The organism is Flavihumibacter sp. (assembly GCF_036676075.1).
GTDB lineage: Bacteria > Bacteroidota > Bacteroidia > Chitinophagales > Chitinophagaceae > Flavihumibacter.
Genome location: NZ_JAKFDQ010000016.1, coordinates 107,102 through 126,804 on the forward strand (window position 1 = coordinate 107,102; position 19,703 = coordinate 126,804).

Consider the following 19,703-nt stretch of genomic DNA (forward strand, 5'->3'; position numbering starts at 1 on the left):
TCCCCGGGAAAGGGGAGATTCCTCGTTTTACCACGGGAAAAACCCCGTATGCATGATTTAACAACAACAAAAAAAAGGTCCGCCGTTGGCAGACCGGGGCTAAAATAGGTGCGAGGGAATAAAAGCCCATTTGATAAGGTAATGGTTAGTGGTATCTGATGTAAGCATCCCAACACTGTAAATCTAAGATCATTTTCCAGGGTAATAACGGGCGTTAATCACGTGTGCAGGGGGGTATTTTCCCCGTTACATAAAAAAGCCGCTGTGTATTATACAGCGGCTTCTATATTTTGCTAAGTTGAAATTAACTGACGAACTGGTTACGAATGATATTCAATGCAGCACCTGCTTTGAACCATTCTATCTGCTGGTCATTATAGCTGTGATTGGCCAGTATCGTGTCGGAACTTCCATCCGTATGATTCAAAACGATCTGCAGCGGCTCGCCTGGTGAGAAAGTAGTCAGACCAAGAATATCTATACTATCATCTTCCAGGATCTTGTCGTAATCCGATTTCTCCGCAAATGTCAGTGCCAGCATTCCCTGCTTTTTGAGGTTGGTTTCGTGTATACGTGCAAAGCTCTTCACCAACACCGCCCTAACACCAAGATGACGCGGTTCCATGGCAGCATGCTCGCGACTGGAGCCTTCTCCATAGTTCTCATCACCTACAACTATAGATCCTATGCCCGCTGCTTTATACGCACGTTGTGTTCCTGGCACTGCACCATAATCACCCGTCAACTGGTTCTTTACATTATCAGTTTTCTCATTGAAGAAATTCACCGCTCCAATAAGAAGGTTGTTACTGATATTATCCAGATGGCCCCTGAACTTCAGCCATGGACCCGCCATTGAAATATGGTCGGTTGTACATTTCCCTTTAGCCTTGATCAGCAATTTCAATCCCCTCAGGTCTGTTCCTTCCCAAGCCGGGAATGGATCCAACAACTGAAGTCGCTTTGACGCCGGATCAACTTTTACCTGCACCCCGCTACCATCGGCTGCTGGTGCCTGGTAGCCTGCATCTTCCACATCAAAACCTCTTGCAGGAAGCTCATCACCCGTTGGTGGATCAAGTTTTACCTGCTCACCTTTATCATTGGTTAATGTATCTGTAAGCGGATTGAAAGAAAGATCACCTGCAATGGCCAGGGCCGTTACAATTTCCGGTGAAGCTACAAATGCATAAGTATTAGGGTTACCATCAGCCCTCTTTGCAAAGTTCCTGTTGAAGGAATGTACGATGGTATTCTTTTCCTGCTTTTCTGCTCCCATGCGATCCCACATTCCGATACAGGGTCCGCATGCATTCGCGAATACCTTGGCACCTATGCCATTGAATATATCGAGGAATCCATCGCGCTCAATGGTATAACGTACTTGTTCAGAACCCGGGGTTATCATGAACTCGGCTTTCGTCTTCAGGCCTTTTTCATTTACCTGTTTTGCCAGACTTACTGCTCTACTGATATCTTCATAAGATGAGTTGGTGCAGGAACCAATCAGACCAACTTCAACTTTTGTAGGCCAGCCATTCTTAGCAGCCTCTTCCTTCATTTGGGAGATCGGTGTTGCCAGGTCGGGCGTGAAAGGACCATTAAGATGTGGCTCCAGTTCACTCAGGTTGATCTCGATCACCTGGTCAAAATATTGTTCTGGATTGGCATACACTTCAGCATCTGCAGTAAGATGTTCGCGAATGCCATCAGCCAGAGCAGCAACTTCTGCACGGCCGGTAGCTTTCAGGTACCTGCTCATACTGTCATCATATCCAAAGGTGGAAGTAGTAGCTCCTATTTCCGCACCCATATTACAAATTGTTCCTTTACCGGTACAGCTCATGCTGGTAGCGCCTTCGCCAAAATATTCCACCACGGCACCAGTACCGCCTTTCACGGTAAGGATACCCGCAACCTTAAGGATCACATCCTTAGGGGCTGTCCAGCCATTGAGTTTGCCGGTAAGTTTTACCCCGATCAGTTTAGGCATTTTCAATTCCCATGCAAGTCCACTCATTACATCACAGGCATCTGCACCACCAACTCCTATCGCGATCATTCCCAGTCCACCCGCATTCACGGTATGACTATCTGTTCCTATCATCATTCCACCAGGGAAGGCATAATTCTCCAGCACAACCTGGTGAATAATTCCTGCTCCCGGCTTCCAGAAGCCAATTCCATATTTGTTTGAAACCGAAGCAAGGAAATCATACACTTCACTGCTCTCATGCACGGCACGGTCGAGGTCAACTTTACTATTGTCCTTGGCCACTATCAGGTGATCACAATGCACGGTGGAAGGAACCGCTACAGTAGTTCTGCCCGCCTGCATAAATTGCAACAGCGCCATCTGGGCCGTCGCATCCTGCATGGCTACACGGTCGGGTGCAAAATCCACATAGCTTTTTCCTCTTTCAAAAGACTCTGTGGCGTCTCCCTGCCAGAGGTGGGCATACAATATCTTTTCTGTTAATGTGAGTGGTCGGCCAACAACCTTACGGGCAGCACTAACGCGGCCGGGGAAGCTGGCATACACTTTTCTGATCATCTCTAGGTCGAAAACCATAACGATGTATGTTTGAGGTTTGATTTATAGAGGTTTGAAACCTGGCCTCAACTTTTCCCGGTTTGGGGAACAGGACCAGGGGAAAACCATGGGCACCGCGAAATTACCGATAAAACCGCTTTCTTTATAACCTTTTCGACTGCTAAATTGTTGAAATTGTCTAATTTGCTATTATGAAGAACTTCAAACACTTTATTGAGTGGCATGTGTTTGGCGTGTGCTCCTATTTGGGCGACAAGATGGGTATAGCACCAGCTACCATCCGAAAACACTTCATGTATATTTCACTGCTCACCATGGGATCTCCCATCGTGTTCTATCTTTTCACAGCTTTCTGGCTGAACATCCGTCAGTATATATATGACGGAAGAAGAAATCCGCTTCGGAATTTCTAGGATCAACGGCTGAAATAGTACCCGATTCCAACGCCTGCCTGCGCTGTTCGCATCTTAGGCTTGGTATCACCGTTGGTTATACTCACCAATCCATAGTGATATCCTGCATCTACAAAGAACCCGTTGCTGAAATGATATCCAAGAATCCCGCTCACAGATACATTCACCGGATTATACTGTGTCATGCTGAATACCAGTGGGTCAGTTGCTTCAGAGGTTTTAACTGATCCCGAAAATGCATATCCCAACGCCGGACCAAATTCTGTATACAACCCCTGGTGATGTATCCGCCCCAGTTCAATATGGAAGAGCATGGGGATCTCAATATAATGTAAGCGAAAGGTTTCAGTATCTCCATTTGTTTCACCAGGCAACTTAAGTCCGTTGGTAGAATACTGCAGCCTTGGAGCAAAATAAAGACGGTTATCAAAATCCGCTTTCATTCCTATCGAAGCAGTAAAACCCTGCACAGATGTTCCATTGGTTGTATTTCCATTGTCCTTGTCAACCCTTTTGCCAGAACTCATCTGCCATCCTGCTCTTACATTCCACCTGGTTGATTGTGCATGTGTAGTGCCCGCAATTAATATTACGGTTGCCGCTGCTAAAATTCGTTTCCTCATTGATTGTTTTGGTTATTTAGAATCCTTCCGCTGCATCATCACCCCGCTTGTCTCCTACAGCTTCAATAGTTCCGTCATCTAATATTTTTATCACTTCTGTTCTTCCGATTTGTCCCCTGCGCTTTATCTCATACCCCATTTTTTCAAGGGCGGCACTGATCTCTAATGGAAAATCTTTTTCCAGGAAAAGAATATCTGGCGACCATTGCATATGAAATTTCGGTTTGTTCACTGCATCGAAAGTACTCATATTGAAATCGATCATATTCACCAGTGTCTGATAAACCGATGTTGTGATGGTAGTACCTCCCGGCGTTCCGGCTACAATATAGGGCTTACCGTTTTTAAGTACAATAGTCGGCGTCATTGAACTTAGCATGCGTTTGCCGGCTACAATGGCATTGGCCTCACCGCCAATGGCGCCAAACATATTTGGCACTCCCGGCTTTACACTAAAATCATCCATCTCATTGTTCAATAGAAATCCAGCCCCGCCCACTACAGTACAGGCGCCATATCCGCCATTAAGTGTGGTAGTGATCGCAACAGCATTTCCTGAACCATCAACAATGCTGAGGTGAGTGGTTTCTTCACTTTCCTTTTCTACAGATCCTTCCCTTATTGCCTTGCTATTGCCGGCAGTATCAGGCTTGTATAAACGCAATCTTTCCTTTATATAGGCATCGCTGGTAAGCTTTGCTACCGGCACTTTATAAAAATCCTCATCGCCTAAATAAAAGGCACGGTCAGCATAGGCAAGCCTTTCGATCTCTGTCATCAGTTGTACCGCCTTCAACGAATGGAATCCATATTCAGCAATCGGAAACTGGTCGGTCATCTTCAGCATCATCGGTAATAAAACGCCTCCACTCGATGGAAGCGGCATCGTTACCACATCATATCCTTTGTATTTAAACGCAGATGGATTCCTGCTCACCGCTTTATAATCTTTCAGGTCCTTACGGCTGATGATTCCACCACCTCTTTTCATTTCTGCCACCAGCAGCTTAGCTGTTTTGCCGGCGTAAAATCCTTTCATCCCACGCTTGCTGATCCGCCTTAATGTATTGGCAAGGTCTTTCTGCACCAGCGTATCACCAGCCTTCCATGGATTTTTTTTCGTGAAAACAGTTGACGTAGTATTGTATTTCAGGAAGTTTTCCCGCTCACTATTAAGTCCATCTGCTTCTTCTTCTGTGATCCTGAATCCATTCTCTGCCAGTTCAATAGCTGGCGCGATGAGATCACGGAATGGCAACCGGGCATATGTATGCGCAGTAAACAATCCGGCAACCGAACCGGGAACACCTGCCGCCAAATGCCCATACTGGCTCTTATCAAGGTCGGCATTGCCTGCAGAATCGAGGTACATATCACGATGGGCCTTGCCCGGGGCTTTCTCCCTGAAATCAAGGGTGATATTTCTTCCGTCATTCAGGTGGGCCACCATAAATCCACCCCCGCCAATATTTCCCGCCCCCGGATAAACAACCGCCAGGGCAAGCTTTGTCGCAATAGCGGCATCTATGGCATTGCCACCTTTCTTCAGGATCATCACACCCACCTTACTGGCAAGCGGATGTGCCGATACCACTGCTCCATTCCTTCCTTTGAATGTTTTTTGTATTGAATAGTTATAGGGATCCAACTCCTGGGCCACAACCACATTAACCACTAACAGTCCATAAATAACCGGGAGAAAATATTTCATGCACCTTATTATGGGCTAAAAATAATGATTCTTTTCACCTATCGTTTAAATCGATTCATGAGTTTACCCATCGGGTGAAATTCCTTAGCTTCACAACTCTTTTTACAATTAATATGTTTTAACGCAATATGAAAAGGATCATCCTGATGCTGGCCGCCTTTATGGGAAGCGCCGTGGCCATGGCGCAATTGCAATCGCCCGACCAATTCCTGGGTTATAAAATTGGTACCCGCTATACTCCACATTATCGTATTGTACAATATTACCAGCACGTGGCAAAAGAAATGCCCGCACAGGTGAAGCTGGAACAATATGGAGAGTCTACCGAAGGCCGGCCCCTGTTACTCGCCACCGTGGGATCTGCAGAGAATATTGCAAATATTGAGCAGGTGCGGAACAATAACTTGCGGCTTGCCAATGCAGCCCGCGACAGGATGGCTCCAAATGAGAATGGTCCGGCCATTGTTTGGCTGAGTTATAATGTTCATGGCAATGAAACTTCCTCGTCTGAAGCTTCCATGATGACCATCTATGAATTACTCAATCCATCAAATGCACAATCAAAAGAATGGCTGAAGAATACTGTTGTACTCATCGACCCCTGCCTGAATCCGGATGGGCGTGATCGTTATGTTAACTGGTATACCAGCGTTTTGGGAAAGAATGTGAATCCACAACCCATCGCCCGCGAACACCGCGAGCCATGGCCCGGTGGAAGAAGCAACCATTATAATTTTGACCTGAACCGCGACTGGGCCTGGCAATCGCAGGTTGAAAGCCGTCACCGTATCAAAAAATACAATGAATGGCTTCCCCACGTACATGTTGATTTTCATGAGCAGGGGGTAAACGAACCCTACTATTTCGCACCGGCAGCTGAACCATTTCACGAGGTCATCAGTAAATGGCAGCGCGAATTCCAGACCATGATCGGCAGAAACCACGCGAAGTATTTTGATAAGAATGGCTGGCTATATTTTACAAGAGAAAGATTCGACCTCTTTTATCCTTCTTACGGTGATACCTATCCCACCTATAGCGGATCGATCGGGATGACCTATGAGCAGGGGGGTATCAGGGCCGGACTTGGAATAATAAACGAAGACGGCGATACGCTTACACTTGTTGACAGGGCCCTCCATCATCATACAACGGGTATGAGCACGGTAGAAATTACCTCGCAGAATGCAGCCCGCGTGGTGAAAGAATTCCGCAGCTATTTCAATAATGCTATCAATAATCCGATCGGCGAATTCAAATCATGGGTCATAAAGAATGATGGAACTGATCGTGTAACAAGATTGAAAGAACTCCTTGACCGTAACCAGATAGACTGGTCATGGGCCAACGGTGGTAACCTCAGCGGATTGAATTATCTCACTGGTAAATCTGAATCTTTTAAGGCAGAGAAAGGGGATATTGTAATAAACGTTAACCAGCCCAAAGGGAATTTTATAAAAGTGTTGTTTGAAAGAACTTCCAAATTAAGCGATTCAGCTACCTATGATATCACTGCATGGTCGGTGCCTTTTGCGTATGGATTAAAAACATATGGTGTCGCCAATTATATTACTGCAGTAAATAAAACAGCACCAGAAAATACGGCAACTACCTTCACTGATAACGCTTATGCCTATGCGGTTAAATGGGATGGACTCAACAGCGCGCGACTGCTGTCAGAATTATTGCAGAAGGGGATCAGGGTTCGCTATGCCGAACAACCCTTCCATATTGGAACGGAGCAATTTGAAAAAGGTACCCTGCTGGTAACCCAGGCAGCAAATACAGGGAAGCCTGTGAGGCAGGCGCTGGAGGCAGCAGCTAAAAGTACCGGTACAAAAGTATTCCCTGTTGCATCAGGATTTGTTGATAAGGGCTATGACTTTGGATCTGATCGTGTACGTATAATCAATGCGCCGAAAGTTGCTATGTTATATGGTGAAAATGTTTCCTCCCTTGCCATGGGAGAACTTTGGCATTTCTTTGATCAGCAACTGGAGTATCCTGTTACGCTAACCAGCGCCAATGATTTCATGCGCGAGGGAATGAATAAGTATAATGTGCTTATCCTCGCCGATGGTATGTATGATTTCTTCAGCAAAAAAGAAACCAATGAAGAACTCAAAGCCTGGGTAAGAAGGGGTGGAAAGATCATCGCTCTGGAGAATGCTGTAGCACAAATGGCAAAAACAGACTGGGGTATCAAGCTGAAAGAAGATGATGACGATAAAAAAGATGACGATAAAAAAGCAGATTACAGTCTCCTTCGCAAATATGAAAACCGCGAGCGCGACTGGCTGATGAACAGCATGCCCGGATCAATATTCAAAGTTGAACTCGACCATACACATCCACTGGGTTTTGGCTACCCTGATTTTTATTACACCTTAAAGCAGGATGGTAATATATATGAGTATATAAAAGAAGACGGATGGAATGTTGGAGTTATCAAGAAAGACAATTATGTGAGCGGATTCACCGGAAGTGTTCTGAAAGAAAAGTTAAAGGATGGTTTATTGATCGGTGCACAGGATATGGGAAGGGGACAGGTTGTTTATCTTGCTGATAACCCCATATTCAGGAGCTTCTGGGAAAATGGTAAACTGCTGCTTTGCAATGCCGTATTCCTGGTTGGTCAGTAACAAAATACACGATAAGAAATCATGATCAAAAGGATACTCCCCCTGTTGTTATTTATAGCAGCAGCAAATGGATCGAATGCCCAGACTCCTCAGATGCCCACGGCAGCCGACATCCTGTTGTCAATGCAGAAACTTAAAGTGCTGGGCTCAGTACTCTATGTGGCAGCACATCCTGATGATGAGAATACCCGCCTCCTTGCATGGCTGGCTAAGGAAAGAAAATTCCGAACCGGTTATCTCTCCATAACAAGAGGGGATGGGGGACAGAACCTCATAGGAACTGAGCAGGGTGTATCACTCGGCCTGGTAAGAACACAGGAATTACTGGCAGCACGTCGTATTGATGGAGCCGAACAATTTTTTACCAGTGCCTACGATTTTGGGTTTTCGAAATCAACTGACGAGGCCCTGCGTGTGTGGAAGAAAGAAAAGATACTGAGTGATGTGGTTTGGGTTATAAGGAAATTCAGACCCGATGTAATTATCACGCGATTTCCACCCGACGAGAGGGCAGGGCATGGACATCATTCGGCATCAGCAGTGCTTGCAATTGAAGCCTTCAAGGCTGCTGCTGATCCAAAAAGATTTCCGGAGCAATTACAATTTCTCAAGCCATGGCAGGCAAAGAGAATTCTTTGGAACACCTACAATTTCGGTAATACCAATACACAACGCGAAGACCAGTTCAAACAGGATGTTGGAATTTTTAATCCACTCCTTGGAAAAGGATACGGTGAACTGGCGGCAGAAAGCAGGAGCCAGCACAAGAGCCAGGGATTTGGTGTTCCCCGCCAGCGTGGTCCCCTCTTTGAATATTTCTCGCATACAGATGGGGAAGTTCTTCAATCTGACCTCGCCGATGGTGTTATCCTAAACTGGAGCAGGATCGGCTTACCTGAAGTAAACAACAGGATCGATGCCATAGTCAATAACTTCAAACCACTGGATCCTTCCCAAAGTGTTACTGCCCTGATTGACCTGCGCATTTTAATAAAACAAAAGGCTAACGATGAATACTGGAAGTCTGTAAAGGTCAAAGAGATCGATGCACTCATCCAGGCATGCATGGGAATCTATTTTGAAGCAGTTACCAATCAGCAGGTTGCTGTAACAGGAGACTCCATTAGAATAACACTGAATTTTATAAACAGGAGTGCCATCCCCGCGCAAAAGATCAGCGTATCTGTATTTGACTCTTCTTTTACCCTTGCCCCATCGGCCAGCAATAACCAGTTGATCAGTACGAGTTTCAACCAGTTTGTGAAGTATGATTTCATGAGCGACCAGCCCTACTGGTTACGCGAGCAGATGGATACCGGCAGCTTTAATATTAAAACAAACCTGCTGATAGGTGAGCCCCAAAATATTGCGAATGATATATCTGTGAATTTTAGCGTTGGTGCTGTAAACCTAACTATGAAATATCCCCTTCTCTATAAATTCACAGACCCGGTAAAGGGCGAAATATACCAACCTGTATTTACTGTGCCGCAGGTGGTGGCAGGTGTTCAACCCGCAGTAGTATTGAGTAATCTGCAACCTAAGCATACTCAGTATGTGCAGCTTTCTTATAAGAGTTATTCGCAGAGTGATACAGCAGAATCAAATATTCGATTTGAAATGCAGAATGGAAAATCATTGCGCGAAAAGAATATTCCTGTCAAATTACCACTGGTTAAGAACACCATGCAATCCATCACCTTCCCGCTCGATTCTCTCATTGGTGATCAAAAACCTAACCTGGTATATCCCTGGCTTGAGTTCAAGGGTAAAGGGAAAAAGAACGGCTTCAATAATGCCATGAAAATTATTGAATACGATCATATCCCCACCATCCATTATTTTTTCCCTACCAGTGTTCGTGTGATCAATGAAGAAATAAAAACGGTTGGGAAAAGGATTGGATATATACCCGGATCGGGAGATGGGGTAATGGATGCCTTGAAACAAATGGGCTTTATTGTTGACATTCTCGATGAGGCATCACTTGCAGCGGCTGACCTGAGCCGTTATGATGCCATCATTACCGGCGTGCGTGCCTATAATGTGCGCGAATCGCTCAATAACCACTATGATAAGCTGATGGCGTATATTAATAATGGGGGTAACCTCATTGTTCAGTATAATACTTCCAGCCAGCTGGGCCCGGTAAAGGCTAAGATCGGTCCCTATCCCTTTGATATTTCAAGAACACGCATCACCGATGAGAAGGCTGTAATTAAATTTGAACAACCTTCGCACCAGCTCATGGAATTCCCTAATAAGATCACGGAAAAGGATTTTGAAGGCTGGGTGCAGGAGCGGAGTATTTACCACGCTTCCAACTGGGATAAGCGATACGAGACTATCTTTAGTATCAATGACCCCTCCGAAAAGCCTGATTCAGGAAGCCTGATCATGGCCAGATATGGAAAAGGTAATTTTGTATATACAGGATTGGTATTTTTCAGGCAGTTGCCTGCAGGTGTGCCCGGAGCTTATCGCTTACTGGCAAACCTCGTGGCACTCAATCAAAAGAAAGGATTCTAAATGGCAACCAATAATAACACCCGCAGAGATATGGGGATCATCATTTGTGTGATTCTCGGATTAGTGATCGGTGTCTTCATTAAACGGGTGCATATTGGACTCATTATTGGATTGGCGATCGGATTACTCACCGCCGGACTGGTATCTGGCAGAAAAAGATCTTAGCCATGTCAGAAGATAAAGTGCCTCTCTTTAAATCCTGGACTCACTGGTACATCTTTGTACTGGCATTCCTGCTATTGCTGATCATCGGATTTCATTTTTTTACCCAATACTTCTCATGAGTTATATCGACTGGATAGTGCTGATAGCAACTCTCACAGGTATTATCTCCTATGGATTATACAGGAGCAAAACCAGTAAAGATCTCGATGGCTATTTTCTGAGCAACAGGAGCATGCCATGGTACCTGGTTCTCTTAAGTATAATGGGTACTCAGGCGAGTGCCATTACATTTCTTTCAGCACCCGGACAGGCTTTCACCGACGGCATGCGATTCGTTCAGTATTATTTCGGATTGCCGCTGGCAATGATCATCATCTCCATTTTCTTTGTGCCCATTTTTCATAAGCTCAAAGTGTTTACCGCCTATGAATTCCTGGAGAAACGTTTCGATAAAAAAACACGAACCTTCACTTCATTTCTCTTTCTTGTAAGCCGCGGACTATCAACCGGTATCAGCATTTATGCACCGGCAATTATACTCTCTTCACTGATGGGATGGAATATTTACTGGACCAATATTTTTATGGGTGGTCTCCTCATCATCTATACCGTTAGTGGAGGCGCTAAAGCTGTTGCCTATACGCAGCAGCTCCAACTGATTATCATCTTCACCGGAATGTTCATTGCTGCATACATGATGGTGCATCTCCTTCCCGATGGTATCGGGTTCATTGATTCACTGAAAGTGAGTGGTAAACTGGGCAGACTGAATGTGATCACCAGCGGTGTCAATGAAAATGGCTTTGCCTGGAACGATCGCTATAATATCTGGAATGGTATCATTGGCGGCGGCTTCCTCGCACTTTCTTATTTCGGCACCGACCAAAGCCAGGTGGGACGATACCTCACCGCCAAAAGCCTCTCTGAGAGCAGGGTAGGGCTCCTCATGAACGGCATCGTGAAAGTGCCGATGCAGTTCGCCATCTTACTGATCGGCGCGCTTGTATTCACTTTTTACCAATTTAACCCGGCTCCCGTTTTCTTTAATAAGGCAGTGGCAGGAAATGTGGTTGACAGTGCAGCCAATCACCGTCTCAAGGCAATTGAGTCCACCTTTAATGAACATTCGGCAACACAAACAAGGCTTGTAAATGCATTCGCCAAAGCACCGGAGAACCAGCTGATCATTGATTCAATGCAGGCTAACCAGGCGCTGGTAAACGGAACAAGGGAAGAATACAAACTCGTATTGAAACAAGCCATGCCGCTTGCTGATACAAATGATACCAACTATATATTCCTGCGATTTGTGGTTGATCATATGCCGGTTGGATTAGTAGGGCTACTCATTGCCGTTATATTCCTCGCGGCCTGGGGGAGTATTGCTGCTGCCCTCAATTCACTCGCCTCCAGCACCATGTGCGATATCCATAAACAATATGCAGGAACCCCTCGTACTGAATTACAGGAATACAAGATATCCAAATGGTATACGCTGGCTTGGGGAGTGTTCTGCATTTTCGTGGCACAGTTCGCAACCGATATGGGAAGCCTTATTGAAGCAGTGAATGTGCTGGGATCACTTTTCTATGGCGTAATACTCGGGATATTCCTGGTGGCTTTCTTCTTTAAGAAGGTTGGCGGCGATGCAACATTCTGGAGTGCCGTCATCACCGAAACAATTATAATCCTTCTCTTCTGGAAATCAGATATTGCCTTCCTCTGGCTCAATGTGGTTGGAGCGATGGTGCTGATTATCCTGGCTTTACTCATCAATGCAACGATTGGATCCGGAAAGCGGTCAACAGTATAAAAGATACCATGGCCTTTCTAAAGGGTGGTTTAATACTACTGCTTATTCCGGTTCTCCTGTTCTCCTGCAAGAAAGAACAACTTCGCTCGGGCAGGGAACTGATCGGCGTTTGGGTTGATATTGCACACACGGCCGATACACTGGTGATAACCCGTGAAGCGGGTGGAACCGTTTTGTTCGATAATTCCCTTGCATACCGCACCAATCTTCAAACCTTTTCATTAGCTACAACTTATCGCTACTATATTAGATTAGGTGATGATGTTATTGCTACAAAACCATTGATAGAATACGGCGTGGATAACGCTTTTGAATCATACCGCGAATTTCCCTTTGAATGGCTGGAACCAGGAAGACGATTTAAAATTGAACCTGGGGCCTTCCGGCCCTATATCAGCTGCAGAGGCTGTCTGCTTACTTTTGAAAGAGTCAGGTGAGTGAAGCAAAAAAAATCCGGCAACCATGTGGTGCCGGATTTCTGTTTTTAATTCAATCCTATTTCTATGGATCTTATTATTTGAGTGTTGCAAGCAACTTCTCGTTCAAAGCAACATAATCATCGTTCTGTGCTTTCTTAGCAAGTTCAATTGACTTGTTTGCAGTGGCGATTGCTTCCTGCTTCTTACCCTGTTTTGCAAGGGCATTGGCTTTCTGGTGGTAGATCCAGAATGCATTCGGATTCTGCTCAATTGCTTTGTCGAGCCAACCCACTGCCTTGTTAAGATCTTTTCCATTCTCCAGATAGTACATCGCTGCATTAAAATAAGGACGGTTATCCTTATTCATCAGGTTGTCGATCTGGCTCATGATCTTGTCTTCAATGTTGGCCTTAACGGGAACGGCTACCCCAACATTCGCCCAGATGATCTCGAGATCCATGGATGATGCTTTCACATTATCAAAAACGATCATGAAGTTCTCAACATTAAAAGGTAATGTCTCCGCCTTGGCAGTGATGCGGGCAACATCCTGGTCTTGCTTATATGCAGCCGGACTGGTTACATCAGTTTGCTTGGAAATGATGATGGTCCACTCTGATTGTCCGGGTATAGTAAGCAATCCATATTTACCTGCTGGTACGGGCTTATCGCCAACAATCACATCTTCACCAAAAGTGATGGTGGTGGCAGCATTTGCCCCTGTGCGCCATACTTTTCCAAAAGGAACCAGGTCGCCGAATACCTTACGGCCACGCACAGCCGGGCGTGAATAATTCACTTCAACATTTGATAGGGCAAACTCCTGTTTGATAGTAGTTGCCGGACTAGGCGCCGGCGTACGAAGTTGCTGCGCCTCCACCGCCTGCAAAGTGCAGAAGGCAAGTGTGAAGGCTAAAATCGCTTTTTTCATATTGGTTAAATTTGAGGTGGTAAAGATAACAGCTAATAAGCTTAATTGTTTATGAAGTTGGATTTCAGGTTGGTGGAATTTACTATCGACGGAAGGAAGGATGGAAATCGTGCAGGGTCTTTCTCAGGAACTCCCGGTCCAAATGCGTATAGATCTCAGTGGTGGTAATGCTTTCATGGCCCAGCATTTCCTGCACCGCTCTCAGGTCGGCCCCACCTTCCACTAAATGGGTGGCAAAAGAATGCCGGAAAGTATGCGGCGAAACGGTCTTCGTTATGCCCGCCACCTTCGCCAGCTCTTTGATCATCAGGAAGATCATCACCCTTGTCAGCTTGTCGCCCCGCCGGTTAAGAAATAATATATCCTCAGCACCGCTCTTAATGGTCATAAATCGTCTCGTGTGTTCACGGTATATCCCGATCTGCTGAACTGCCTTATCACCAATAGGTACCAGCCGCTCTTTATCACCTTTTCCTGTTACCCTGATAAAACCACTTTCCAGAAAAAGGCAGGAGATTTTGAGTCCAACTACCTCGCTCACCCGAAGTCCGCAGCTATACATGGTCTCCAGTATCGCCTTGTTGCGTTCGCCCTCAGGTTTACTTCTGTCAACAGCTCCTATAAGCATCTCTATCTCTTCAAAACTCAAAGTATCAGGTAACATCCTTTTCAGCTTTGGACTCTCCAGCAGAATCGTCGGATCTTCTCTGCTGATCTGCTCCACCAGGCAGTACTTATAAAAACTGCGAATGCCCGATAATATCCTTGCCTGTGATGCCTGCGTCATTCCCAGTTCACCTACCCACCGGATGAACTGCTGCAGGTGCTCCATCTGCAGTTGGTCCGGATTGTACATCCACCCCTGTAGCTGTAAATATTGCGTGAGCTTTTCCAGATCATGGAGATAAGCTTCCACCGAATGATCCGATAGTGATTTCTCCAACCTCAGCCATGCTTTGAATCCTTTTTTATAGGGCGCCCACATTTTCTGCTCCGATTCTTTTGGAAAGCAATTTAACGCATTGAAACCTTTATATTGCGCTTTCTTAAAATCAGTATGGAGAGCATGATCGCAGCAATTAATACCCGTGCCGTTAACCTCAGGAAGTTTAAAAAACAACTGCTTACTACAAAGAGTAAATTTCGTCGCTTCCTTACTAAACTGGAAGCTAAAAGGCCGAGGGGATTAGACCAGCTCACACCCGTATTGGAAAAAGAAGTTTGGGAAGAGATCGATTGCCTTACCTGCGCCAACTGCTGTAAGACCATGAGCCCCACCTTCAATAAAAAAGATATCACACGCATCTCCGCTCACCTTGGAATGACCGAAGCCGCTTTTAAAGATAAATGGCTCTACCTCGAGAAAAAAGATAACGACTGGATGAATCGCAAACAGCCCTGCCAGTTCCTGAATCTCCAGACCAATATGTGCAACATATATGAAGTGAGACCAGCGGATTGTGCCGGCTTTCCTCATCTTTCAAAAAAGAAATATGTGGACTATGTGCATGTGCATAAACAGAATATACAGTATTGTCCCGCCACACATAGAATGGTCGAAAAAATGAAAGCTGTTGTGCCTGTTTAAAAGGCAGCGCACTCTTTTACTGGCATCTCTTAGGAAATATCTTCCAGCAATTGAATATTATGCCCCTCTGGTGCAAAGATGATACTTACAATGTCAAACTGCACCCTTCGCCATTGAGGAAAGATTTCCAGGTAAGCTTCCGCGGCAGTTTTTATATTCTTTAGTTTTCTTCTTGTCACCTGTTCTTCAGGCATACCAAAGCCATGTCCCCTCCGGGTTTTGACTTCAATAAAATGCAGGATATTATCAAGGGAGGCAATGATATCTATTTCTTTGCGGCCATATTTCCAGTTGCAGGCCAGGATGGTGTAGCCTCTTTGTGCAAGCCATTGGGCGGCGAGCTTTTCACCACTTTGGCCAGTATCAAGGTGAATCCGCATGGTTTGATGTTTTGCAGTACTTTCGACCAGCATATGAAAAATCAAAATAAAGTATTTGTGCTGGAAGGGAAAGTTCAGCACTATCAATGGGGTGGTTTCACCTACCTGCCTGAATTGCTGGGAATTGACAACCAGAAGGGCGAGCCTTTCGCAGAATACTGGCTGGGCGCACATTCACAGGCAGCTTCTATTATCAGGGGAGATGGATCGCTGGCAGAATTAATTGCGAATGATCCTGCTGTACTGGGAGAAAAGGTGAAAAACACCTTTGGCCGTTTGCCCTACCTGCTCAAGATCCTCGATGTAAAAGATATGCTCAGCATACAGGTGCACCCAACAAAGGAGATGGCCGTCAAAGGATTTGCCGCTGAGAATTCGGCAGGCCTGGCGGCTACTGCTTCCAACCGGAATTATAAAGATGATAACCACAAGCCAGAACTGATGGTGGCGCTGGGCGATTTCTGGCTATTGCATGGTTTCAGGCCGGTACAGTCCATGCATAATATTCTCGACTCCATTCCTGAGTTGCAATTCCTGCTGGAGATTTTTGGAGATGGCGACTATAAAGCTCTTTATAAAGAGGTTATGGAGATGCCACAGGAGGAAGTGAATCGCAGACTGGGTCCACTCCTTGAGCGCATACTGCAGGTTTATGAGAAAGGAAAGCTCCAAAAGTCAGCACCCGACTTCTGGGCAGCAAGAGCAGCCCTCACCTTTAAAAACGGTGAGAATATCGATCGTGGAATATTTTCTGTTTACCTGCTGAACCTGGTATTCCTGAAGAAAGGGGAGGCCATCTTTCAGGATGCAGGAATTCTGCATGCCTATCTGGAGGGACAGAATGTAGAGATCATGGCCAATTCTGATAATGTTTTGAGAGGCGGACTTACACCCAAGCATATTGATGTTCCCGAGTTACTAAAGCATGTTTCTTTTCATGCAGTGGAACCGAAGGTGATAGTGGGAACCACGCTGAATGGTTTCGAGAAGAAGTTCTTTAGCCCTGCTGCCGATTTCGAACTGAGCCAGCTCCATATTGTGAAAGACAGCAGCAAGAGCCTGCATACCCCAACCACTGATATACTGATTGTTTTGGAGGGAAAGCTGGTAGCAGAGGAAGAAAACGCAGGAAGCCAAACCCCCATAATTGTGGATAAAGGGGGTAGCCTACTGCTTACGGCAGGGGCCCGGATAAGGCTGGAATCCCCAACAGGAGCGGTTTTATACCGCGCCACGGTACCATCCTGAGGGCCCTGAAAAACTTTAATGGCCGGAGCCCTCTTTTATTTTATTTTTGCCATCTATCTTCACTCATTATGAAACTGAACAGATCTATAATCATTTCACTTGTTTTACTGATTATCGTTGCGGCCCTATACCGTATCATCCCTTCCCGTCCCCTTGGTTTTGCTCCCCATATTGCCATGGCATTGTTTGGTGGCGCTATGCTTAAAGACAGGAAATGGGCTTTCGCACTTCCCATATTTTCCATGTTCATTAGTGATGCCCTCTATGAGGTGTTGTACAGAAATGGCCTTTCAGATATCTCCGGATTCTACAAGGGACAGATCACCAATTATATTCTCTTCATGGGTCTCACACTAATTGGATTCATGATCCGTAAGGTGAATGTTATCAATGTTGCCGCCGCATCACTCGCTGCGCCAACTGTTTATTTCCTTGTTTCTAACTTCCTGGTATGGATCTCTGGTGGTGGTTTCAACCGTCCCAAAACTTTCGGCGGATTGATGCAGTGCTACACCGATGCACTTCCATTCTATACTGGTAGCCTTGCTGCAACTGCAGTTTTCAGCCTGGTACTTTTTGGAGGATATTATTTTGTAAGCAAACAATCCAAAGCAAGCCTCGCATAATATTATTTTTCCGACCAATCATAAAAAAAGATCCCGCACTAAATGCGGGATCTTTTTTTATACATAAACCTGTCAATTTTTTAAGGAAGCAAAGTTCCGTTCTCTACATAATGCGTGAGCGCATTGCCGCCCGAAAAACTTGTCCAGTTATTCAGATCAAAACTTCCATTGCCGGTTCCTGACCCTGTAATTCTATATCCTGCCACTGCCAATTGATTGCGATTCCAGGTAAGGGGAGTTTTTGCTATGCAGGTTTCAGGCCCTGTAGAATTGTTCCAGAGGAAATATGCAGAATTGGTTCCAAATACTTTTGCAATTCCATTTGCTTCAATAGCTACCGCCGTTTGTTCATCAACACCAATTCCTCTTACAGTTGGCATAGCCCTGTCTTTCATCATGCGCGCCAGCCAGCTTATATGCCTGCCCATGCGGGTGCGCTGCGAATAATGGGAATCAGTAATCGTATTGGCTAAAATTGGAGCAGCAACAAAATCCGCGTGACCAAGTGTGTTATAACGATGATAGGGGTCACCCAATGCCTGCACCGATGTTACCGAGCCGGCAGATGCACTATAATAACTGCTGCCAAGAATTGCCAGTCCCGCACTGGTACCACCCACCGGAACCTTTTTGGTATTGATGAGATAGTTGATAGCATCTTCCGTTGGCGTATCCTTCCAGTAGCTTATATAATTCCACTGGTCGCCACCCGCAATGAAAAGCATTTCTGCATTTCTTATCTTCTGCGCTACCCCGGCATCCATGGCTTTTGTTCTGCTGTCAAGCATTATCGTTTCAACTGAATTGACGGTACCCAATCCAAACATATAACTGTTATACCCATCCGCACCGGAAGACCTTATCACCACAACATCACCACCGCCACTTTTGCCTATCATCCACTGGATGGCAGCATCTACATCTGTGCTTCCACCCATCAGCAATAATCCTCCCGTGGTAGTTGTTTGAACGTCGGCTGCATCACCTGTTAAATAGGTTACGATGCCTCCGCTGCCACCTCCTCCTGGCTTAGCCATTTGAATGGGATCTAATGTTGCAGTATCTATTTTTTCCTGCGTCTTTGCACAGGAGCTCAGAATAGTGAGCGCAATAATTGTTGGGATAAAGCCTGACTTCATAGTGCTGGTTTTTTGTATAAGATAGTAAAATTATCTTATGCCATAACCGCTACCATACCCAATGCCTCTCTCGCGAGTTCTTTACTACCGTCTATCTCCACCCGCTCCATTGCTTCAAGGGGATTGATTGCCCTGGTAAATAGTTGCCAGGCGAGTTCTGCTGGTATGCGGATGCTGGCAGTAGCAATCATGCCTGCATCATTTGTTTCCTTTTCGGTGACACCAGCAATTGTATTTCCATTATAACCAACTTCAGCCTCTTCAATCAACACCCAGCCCTCACCCGTTTTTTTCCATTGCCAACGGAGCAGACTAGCCGAAATGATCTCCATCCTCAAAACAGAACCTTCCCCAGCCTTGCTGTTTCTTAATGCATGGGGCATTCCCATTAATAATGTGCTGATAAACGGATCGAATAATTCAGGCACCATCAGTGGTTCGGGCATGCCAAGTGCTGTCCTGATCTGCTGCTGGTGATGCCATTTTTCAGTGTACTCCCTTGCAACATGAAACCAATTGAGTGATCGTGTTTCTCCTGCCCAACTCACCGCAAAGATCGCTTCAGCCATGGGATCAAGCGATGCCATGCAGGCACAGAATTCCAGACCCGTTGTTTCCAACTGCTCAATCAATAACTCGGCACTCACACGCTTATATGCCGATACCCATTCAGCATTCAGCTTATTGAGAAAATCCACCAGATCTGAATAGGAATTTATTGCTCCAGGCGGCTCCCCAAAATGGCCATCCCTCAGCATGGAAATGGTCCGGATATTTCCATCCAGCAAATGCGCCGCCACATCTTTCACGGTCCACTTCCTGGCCAGCGTATACCGCTTCCAGTCTTCTTTAGAGCAGGATCGCAGGCATTCTATAAGCAGCGTGTCCAATACAGGGAAGAGGGCAACAGTATGGATCATCG

The 19,703-nt window shown here is 45.6% G+C and carries 17 protein-coding genes; 9 read left to right on the top strand and 8 right to left on the bottom strand.

The window, feature by feature from the left end; all coding sequences use genetic code 11:
- Positions 1-304: 304 nt before the first annotated feature.
- On the bottom strand, positions 305-2,572 hold the full coding sequence (locus V6M43_RS15240) for an aconitate hydratase (protein WP_332736719.1): 2,268 nt from the start codon (positions 2,570-2,572) through the stop codon (positions 305-307).
- A 173-nt stretch (positions 2,573-2,745) separates the two neighbouring features.
- On the opposite strand from V6M43_RS15240, the gene V6M43_RS15245 reads away from it, so the two are divergent.
- A complete protein-coding gene (locus tag V6M43_RS15245) occupies positions 2,746-2,967 on the top strand; it encodes a PspC family transcriptional regulator (RefSeq protein WP_072037640.1) in 222 nt (73 codons plus the stop codon).
- Between the two features lie 2 nt (positions 2,968-2,969).
- Here the strand turns inward: V6M43_RS15245 and V6M43_RS15250 are convergent, their stop codons facing one another.
- Both V6M43_RS15250 and ggt read right to left on the bottom strand, forming a co-directional pair.
- Positions 2,970-3,590, bottom strand: coding sequence for a porin family protein (locus V6M43_RS15250; protein WP_332736722.1), 621 nt, complete (start codon positions 3,588-3,590; stop codon positions 2,970-2,972).
- A gap of 16 nt (positions 3,591-3,606) precedes the next feature.
- The gene (ggt, locus tag V6M43_RS15255) at positions 3,607-5,301 is read right to left on the bottom strand and encodes a gamma-glutamyltransferase (protein WP_332736724.1); all 1,695 of its coding nucleotides are present in this window, start codon (positions 5,299-5,301) and stop codon (positions 3,607-3,609) included.
- Between the two features lie 128 nt (positions 5,302-5,429).
- Between ggt and V6M43_RS15260 the strand changes: the two genes are divergently transcribed.
- The 5 genes from V6M43_RS15260 to V6M43_RS15280 all read left to right on the top strand — a co-directional run bounded on the left by V6M43_RS15260 (position 5,430) and on the right by V6M43_RS15280 (position 12,887).
- Positions 5,430-7,943: a M14 metallopeptidase family protein gene (locus V6M43_RS15260; RefSeq protein WP_332736726.1), complete on the top strand. Its 2,514-nt coding sequence runs from the start codon at positions 5,430-5,432 to the stop codon at positions 7,941-7,943.
- Between the two features lie 21 nt (positions 7,944-7,964).
- Positions 7,965-10,472 carry a PIG-L family deacetylase gene (locus V6M43_RS15265; protein ID WP_332736728.1) on the top strand — a complete coding sequence of 836 codons (2,508 nt, stop codon included), beginning with the start codon at positions 7,965-7,967 and terminating at the stop codon, positions 10,470-10,472.
- The gene (locus V6M43_RS15270) at positions 10,473-10,637 is read left to right on the top strand and encodes a hypothetical protein (protein ID WP_332736730.1); all 165 of its coding nucleotides are present in this window, start codon (positions 10,473-10,475) and stop codon (positions 10,635-10,637) included.
- Between the two features lie 115 nt (positions 10,638-10,752).
- Positions 10,753-12,450, top strand: a complete 1,698-nt coding sequence (locus tag V6M43_RS15275) for a sodium:solute symporter (RefSeq protein ID WP_332736732.1) — start codon at positions 10,753-10,755, stop codon at positions 12,448-12,450.
- Between the two features lie 8 nt (positions 12,451-12,458).
- On the top strand, positions 12,459-12,887 hold the full coding sequence (locus V6M43_RS15280) for a hypothetical protein (protein ID WP_332736734.1): 429 nt from the start codon (positions 12,459-12,461) through the stop codon (positions 12,885-12,887).
- A 76-nt stretch (positions 12,888-12,963) separates the two neighbouring features.
- Here the strand turns inward: V6M43_RS15280 and V6M43_RS15285 are convergent, their stop codons facing one another.
- Both V6M43_RS15285 and xerD read right to left on the bottom strand, forming a co-directional pair.
- Positions 12,964-13,800, bottom strand: coding sequence for a DUF2911 domain-containing protein (locus V6M43_RS15285; protein ID WP_332736736.1), 837 nt, complete (start codon positions 13,798-13,800; stop codon positions 12,964-12,966).
- A gap of 82 nt (positions 13,801-13,882) precedes the next feature.
- Positions 13,883-14,785: a site-specific tyrosine recombinase XerD gene (gene xerD, locus V6M43_RS15290; protein WP_332736738.1), complete on the bottom strand. Its 903-nt coding sequence runs from the start codon at positions 14,783-14,785 to the stop codon at positions 13,883-13,885.
- Positions 14,786-14,866: 81 nt separating this feature from the next.
- On the opposite strand from xerD, the gene V6M43_RS15295 reads away from it, so the two are divergent.
- On the top strand, positions 14,867-15,388 hold the full coding sequence (locus V6M43_RS15295; RefSeq protein ID WP_332736740.1) for a YkgJ family cysteine cluster protein: 522 nt from the start codon (positions 14,867-14,869) through the stop codon (positions 15,386-15,388).
- A gap of 29 nt (positions 15,389-15,417) precedes the next feature.
- Here V6M43_RS15295 and V6M43_RS15300 read toward each other — a convergent pair whose 3' ends face one another.
- A complete protein-coding gene (locus V6M43_RS15300; RefSeq protein WP_332736742.1) occupies positions 15,418-15,768 on the bottom strand; it encodes a YraN family protein in 351 nt (116 codons plus the stop codon).
- A 33-nt stretch (positions 15,769-15,801) separates the two neighbouring features.
- Between V6M43_RS15300 and manA the strand changes: the two genes are divergently transcribed.
- Together manA and V6M43_RS15310 are read left to right on the top strand one after the other, a co-directional pair.
- Complete coding sequence (gene manA / locus V6M43_RS15305) at positions 15,802-17,016, top strand: mannose-6-phosphate isomerase, class I (RefSeq protein ID WP_332736744.1); 1,215 nt, start codon at positions 15,802-15,804, stop codon at positions 17,014-17,016.
- A 68-nt stretch (positions 17,017-17,084) separates the two neighbouring features.
- Positions 17,085-17,642: a DUF6580 family putative transport protein gene (locus tag V6M43_RS15310; protein ID WP_332736746.1), complete on the top strand. Its 558-nt coding sequence runs from the start codon at positions 17,085-17,087 to the stop codon at positions 17,640-17,642.
- Positions 17,643-17,722: 80 nt separating this feature from the next.
- Here the strand turns inward: V6M43_RS15310 and V6M43_RS15315 are convergent, their stop codons facing one another.
- Both V6M43_RS15315 and V6M43_RS15320 read right to left on the bottom strand, forming a co-directional pair.
- Entirely contained in the window at positions 17,723-18,781 is a 1,059-nt protein-coding gene (locus tag V6M43_RS15315; protein ID WP_332736748.1) for a cyanophycinase, read from the bottom strand.
- Positions 18,782-18,816: 35 nt separating this feature from the next.
- The gene (locus V6M43_RS15320; RefSeq protein ID WP_332736750.1) at positions 18,817-19,701 is read right to left on the bottom strand and encodes a maleylpyruvate isomerase N-terminal domain-containing protein; all 885 of its coding nucleotides are present in this window, start codon (positions 19,699-19,701) and stop codon (positions 18,817-18,819) included.
- Positions 19,702-19,703 lie beyond the last annotated feature (2 nt).

Coding starts and splice junctions, on each gene's coding strand:
- V6M43_RS15240 (WP_332736719.1), bottom strand. CDS start 2,572: ATGGTTTTCGACCTAGAGATGATCAGAAAAGTGTATGCCAGCTTCCCC.
- V6M43_RS15245 (WP_072037640.1), top strand. CDS start 2,746: ATGAAGAACTTCAAACACTTTATTGAGTGGCATGTGTTTGGCGTGTGC.
- V6M43_RS15250 (WP_332736722.1), bottom strand. CDS start 3,590: ATGAGGAAACGAATTTTAGCAGCGGCAACCGTAATATTAATTGCGGGC.
- ggt (WP_332736724.1), bottom strand. CDS start 5,301: ATGAAATATTTTCTCCCGGTTATTTATGGACTGTTAGTGGTTAATGTG.
- V6M43_RS15260 (WP_332736726.1), top strand. CDS start 5,430: ATGAAAAGGATCATCCTGATGCTGGCCGCCTTTATGGGAAGCGCCGTG.
- V6M43_RS15265 (WP_332736728.1), top strand. CDS start 7,965: ATGATCAAAAGGATACTCCCCCTGTTGTTATTTATAGCAGCAGCAAAT.
- V6M43_RS15270 (WP_332736730.1), top strand. CDS start 10,473: ATGGCAACCAATAATAACACCCGCAGAGATATGGGGATCATCATTTGT.
- V6M43_RS15275 (WP_332736732.1), top strand. CDS start 10,753: ATGAGTTATATCGACTGGATAGTGCTGATAGCAACTCTCACAGGTATT.
- V6M43_RS15280 (WP_332736734.1), top strand. CDS start 12,459: ATGGCCTTTCTAAAGGGTGGTTTAATACTACTGCTTATTCCGGTTCTC.
- V6M43_RS15285 (WP_332736736.1), bottom strand. CDS start 13,800: ATGAAAAAAGCGATTTTAGCCTTCACACTTGCCTTCTGCACTTTGCAG.
- xerD (WP_332736738.1), bottom strand. CDS start 14,785: ATGTGGGCGCCCTATAAAAAAGGATTCAAAGCATGGCTGAGGTTGGAG.
- V6M43_RS15295 (WP_332736740.1), top strand. CDS start 14,867: ATGATCGCAGCAATTAATACCCGTGCCGTTAACCTCAGGAAGTTTAAA.
- V6M43_RS15300 (WP_332736742.1), bottom strand. CDS start 15,768: ATGCGGATTCACCTTGATACTGGCCAAAGTGGTGAAAAGCTCGCCGCC.
- manA (WP_332736744.1), top strand. CDS start 15,802: ATGAAAAATCAAAATAAAGTATTTGTGCTGGAAGGGAAAGTTCAGCAC.
- V6M43_RS15310 (WP_332736746.1), top strand. CDS start 17,085: ATGAAACTGAACAGATCTATAATCATTTCACTTGTTTTACTGATTATC.
- V6M43_RS15315 (WP_332736748.1), bottom strand. CDS start 18,781: ATGAAGTCAGGCTTTATCCCAACAATTATTGCGCTCACTATTCTGAGC.
- V6M43_RS15320 (WP_332736750.1), bottom strand. CDS start 19,701: ATGATCCATACTGTTGCCCTCTTCCCTGTATTGGACACGCTGCTTATA.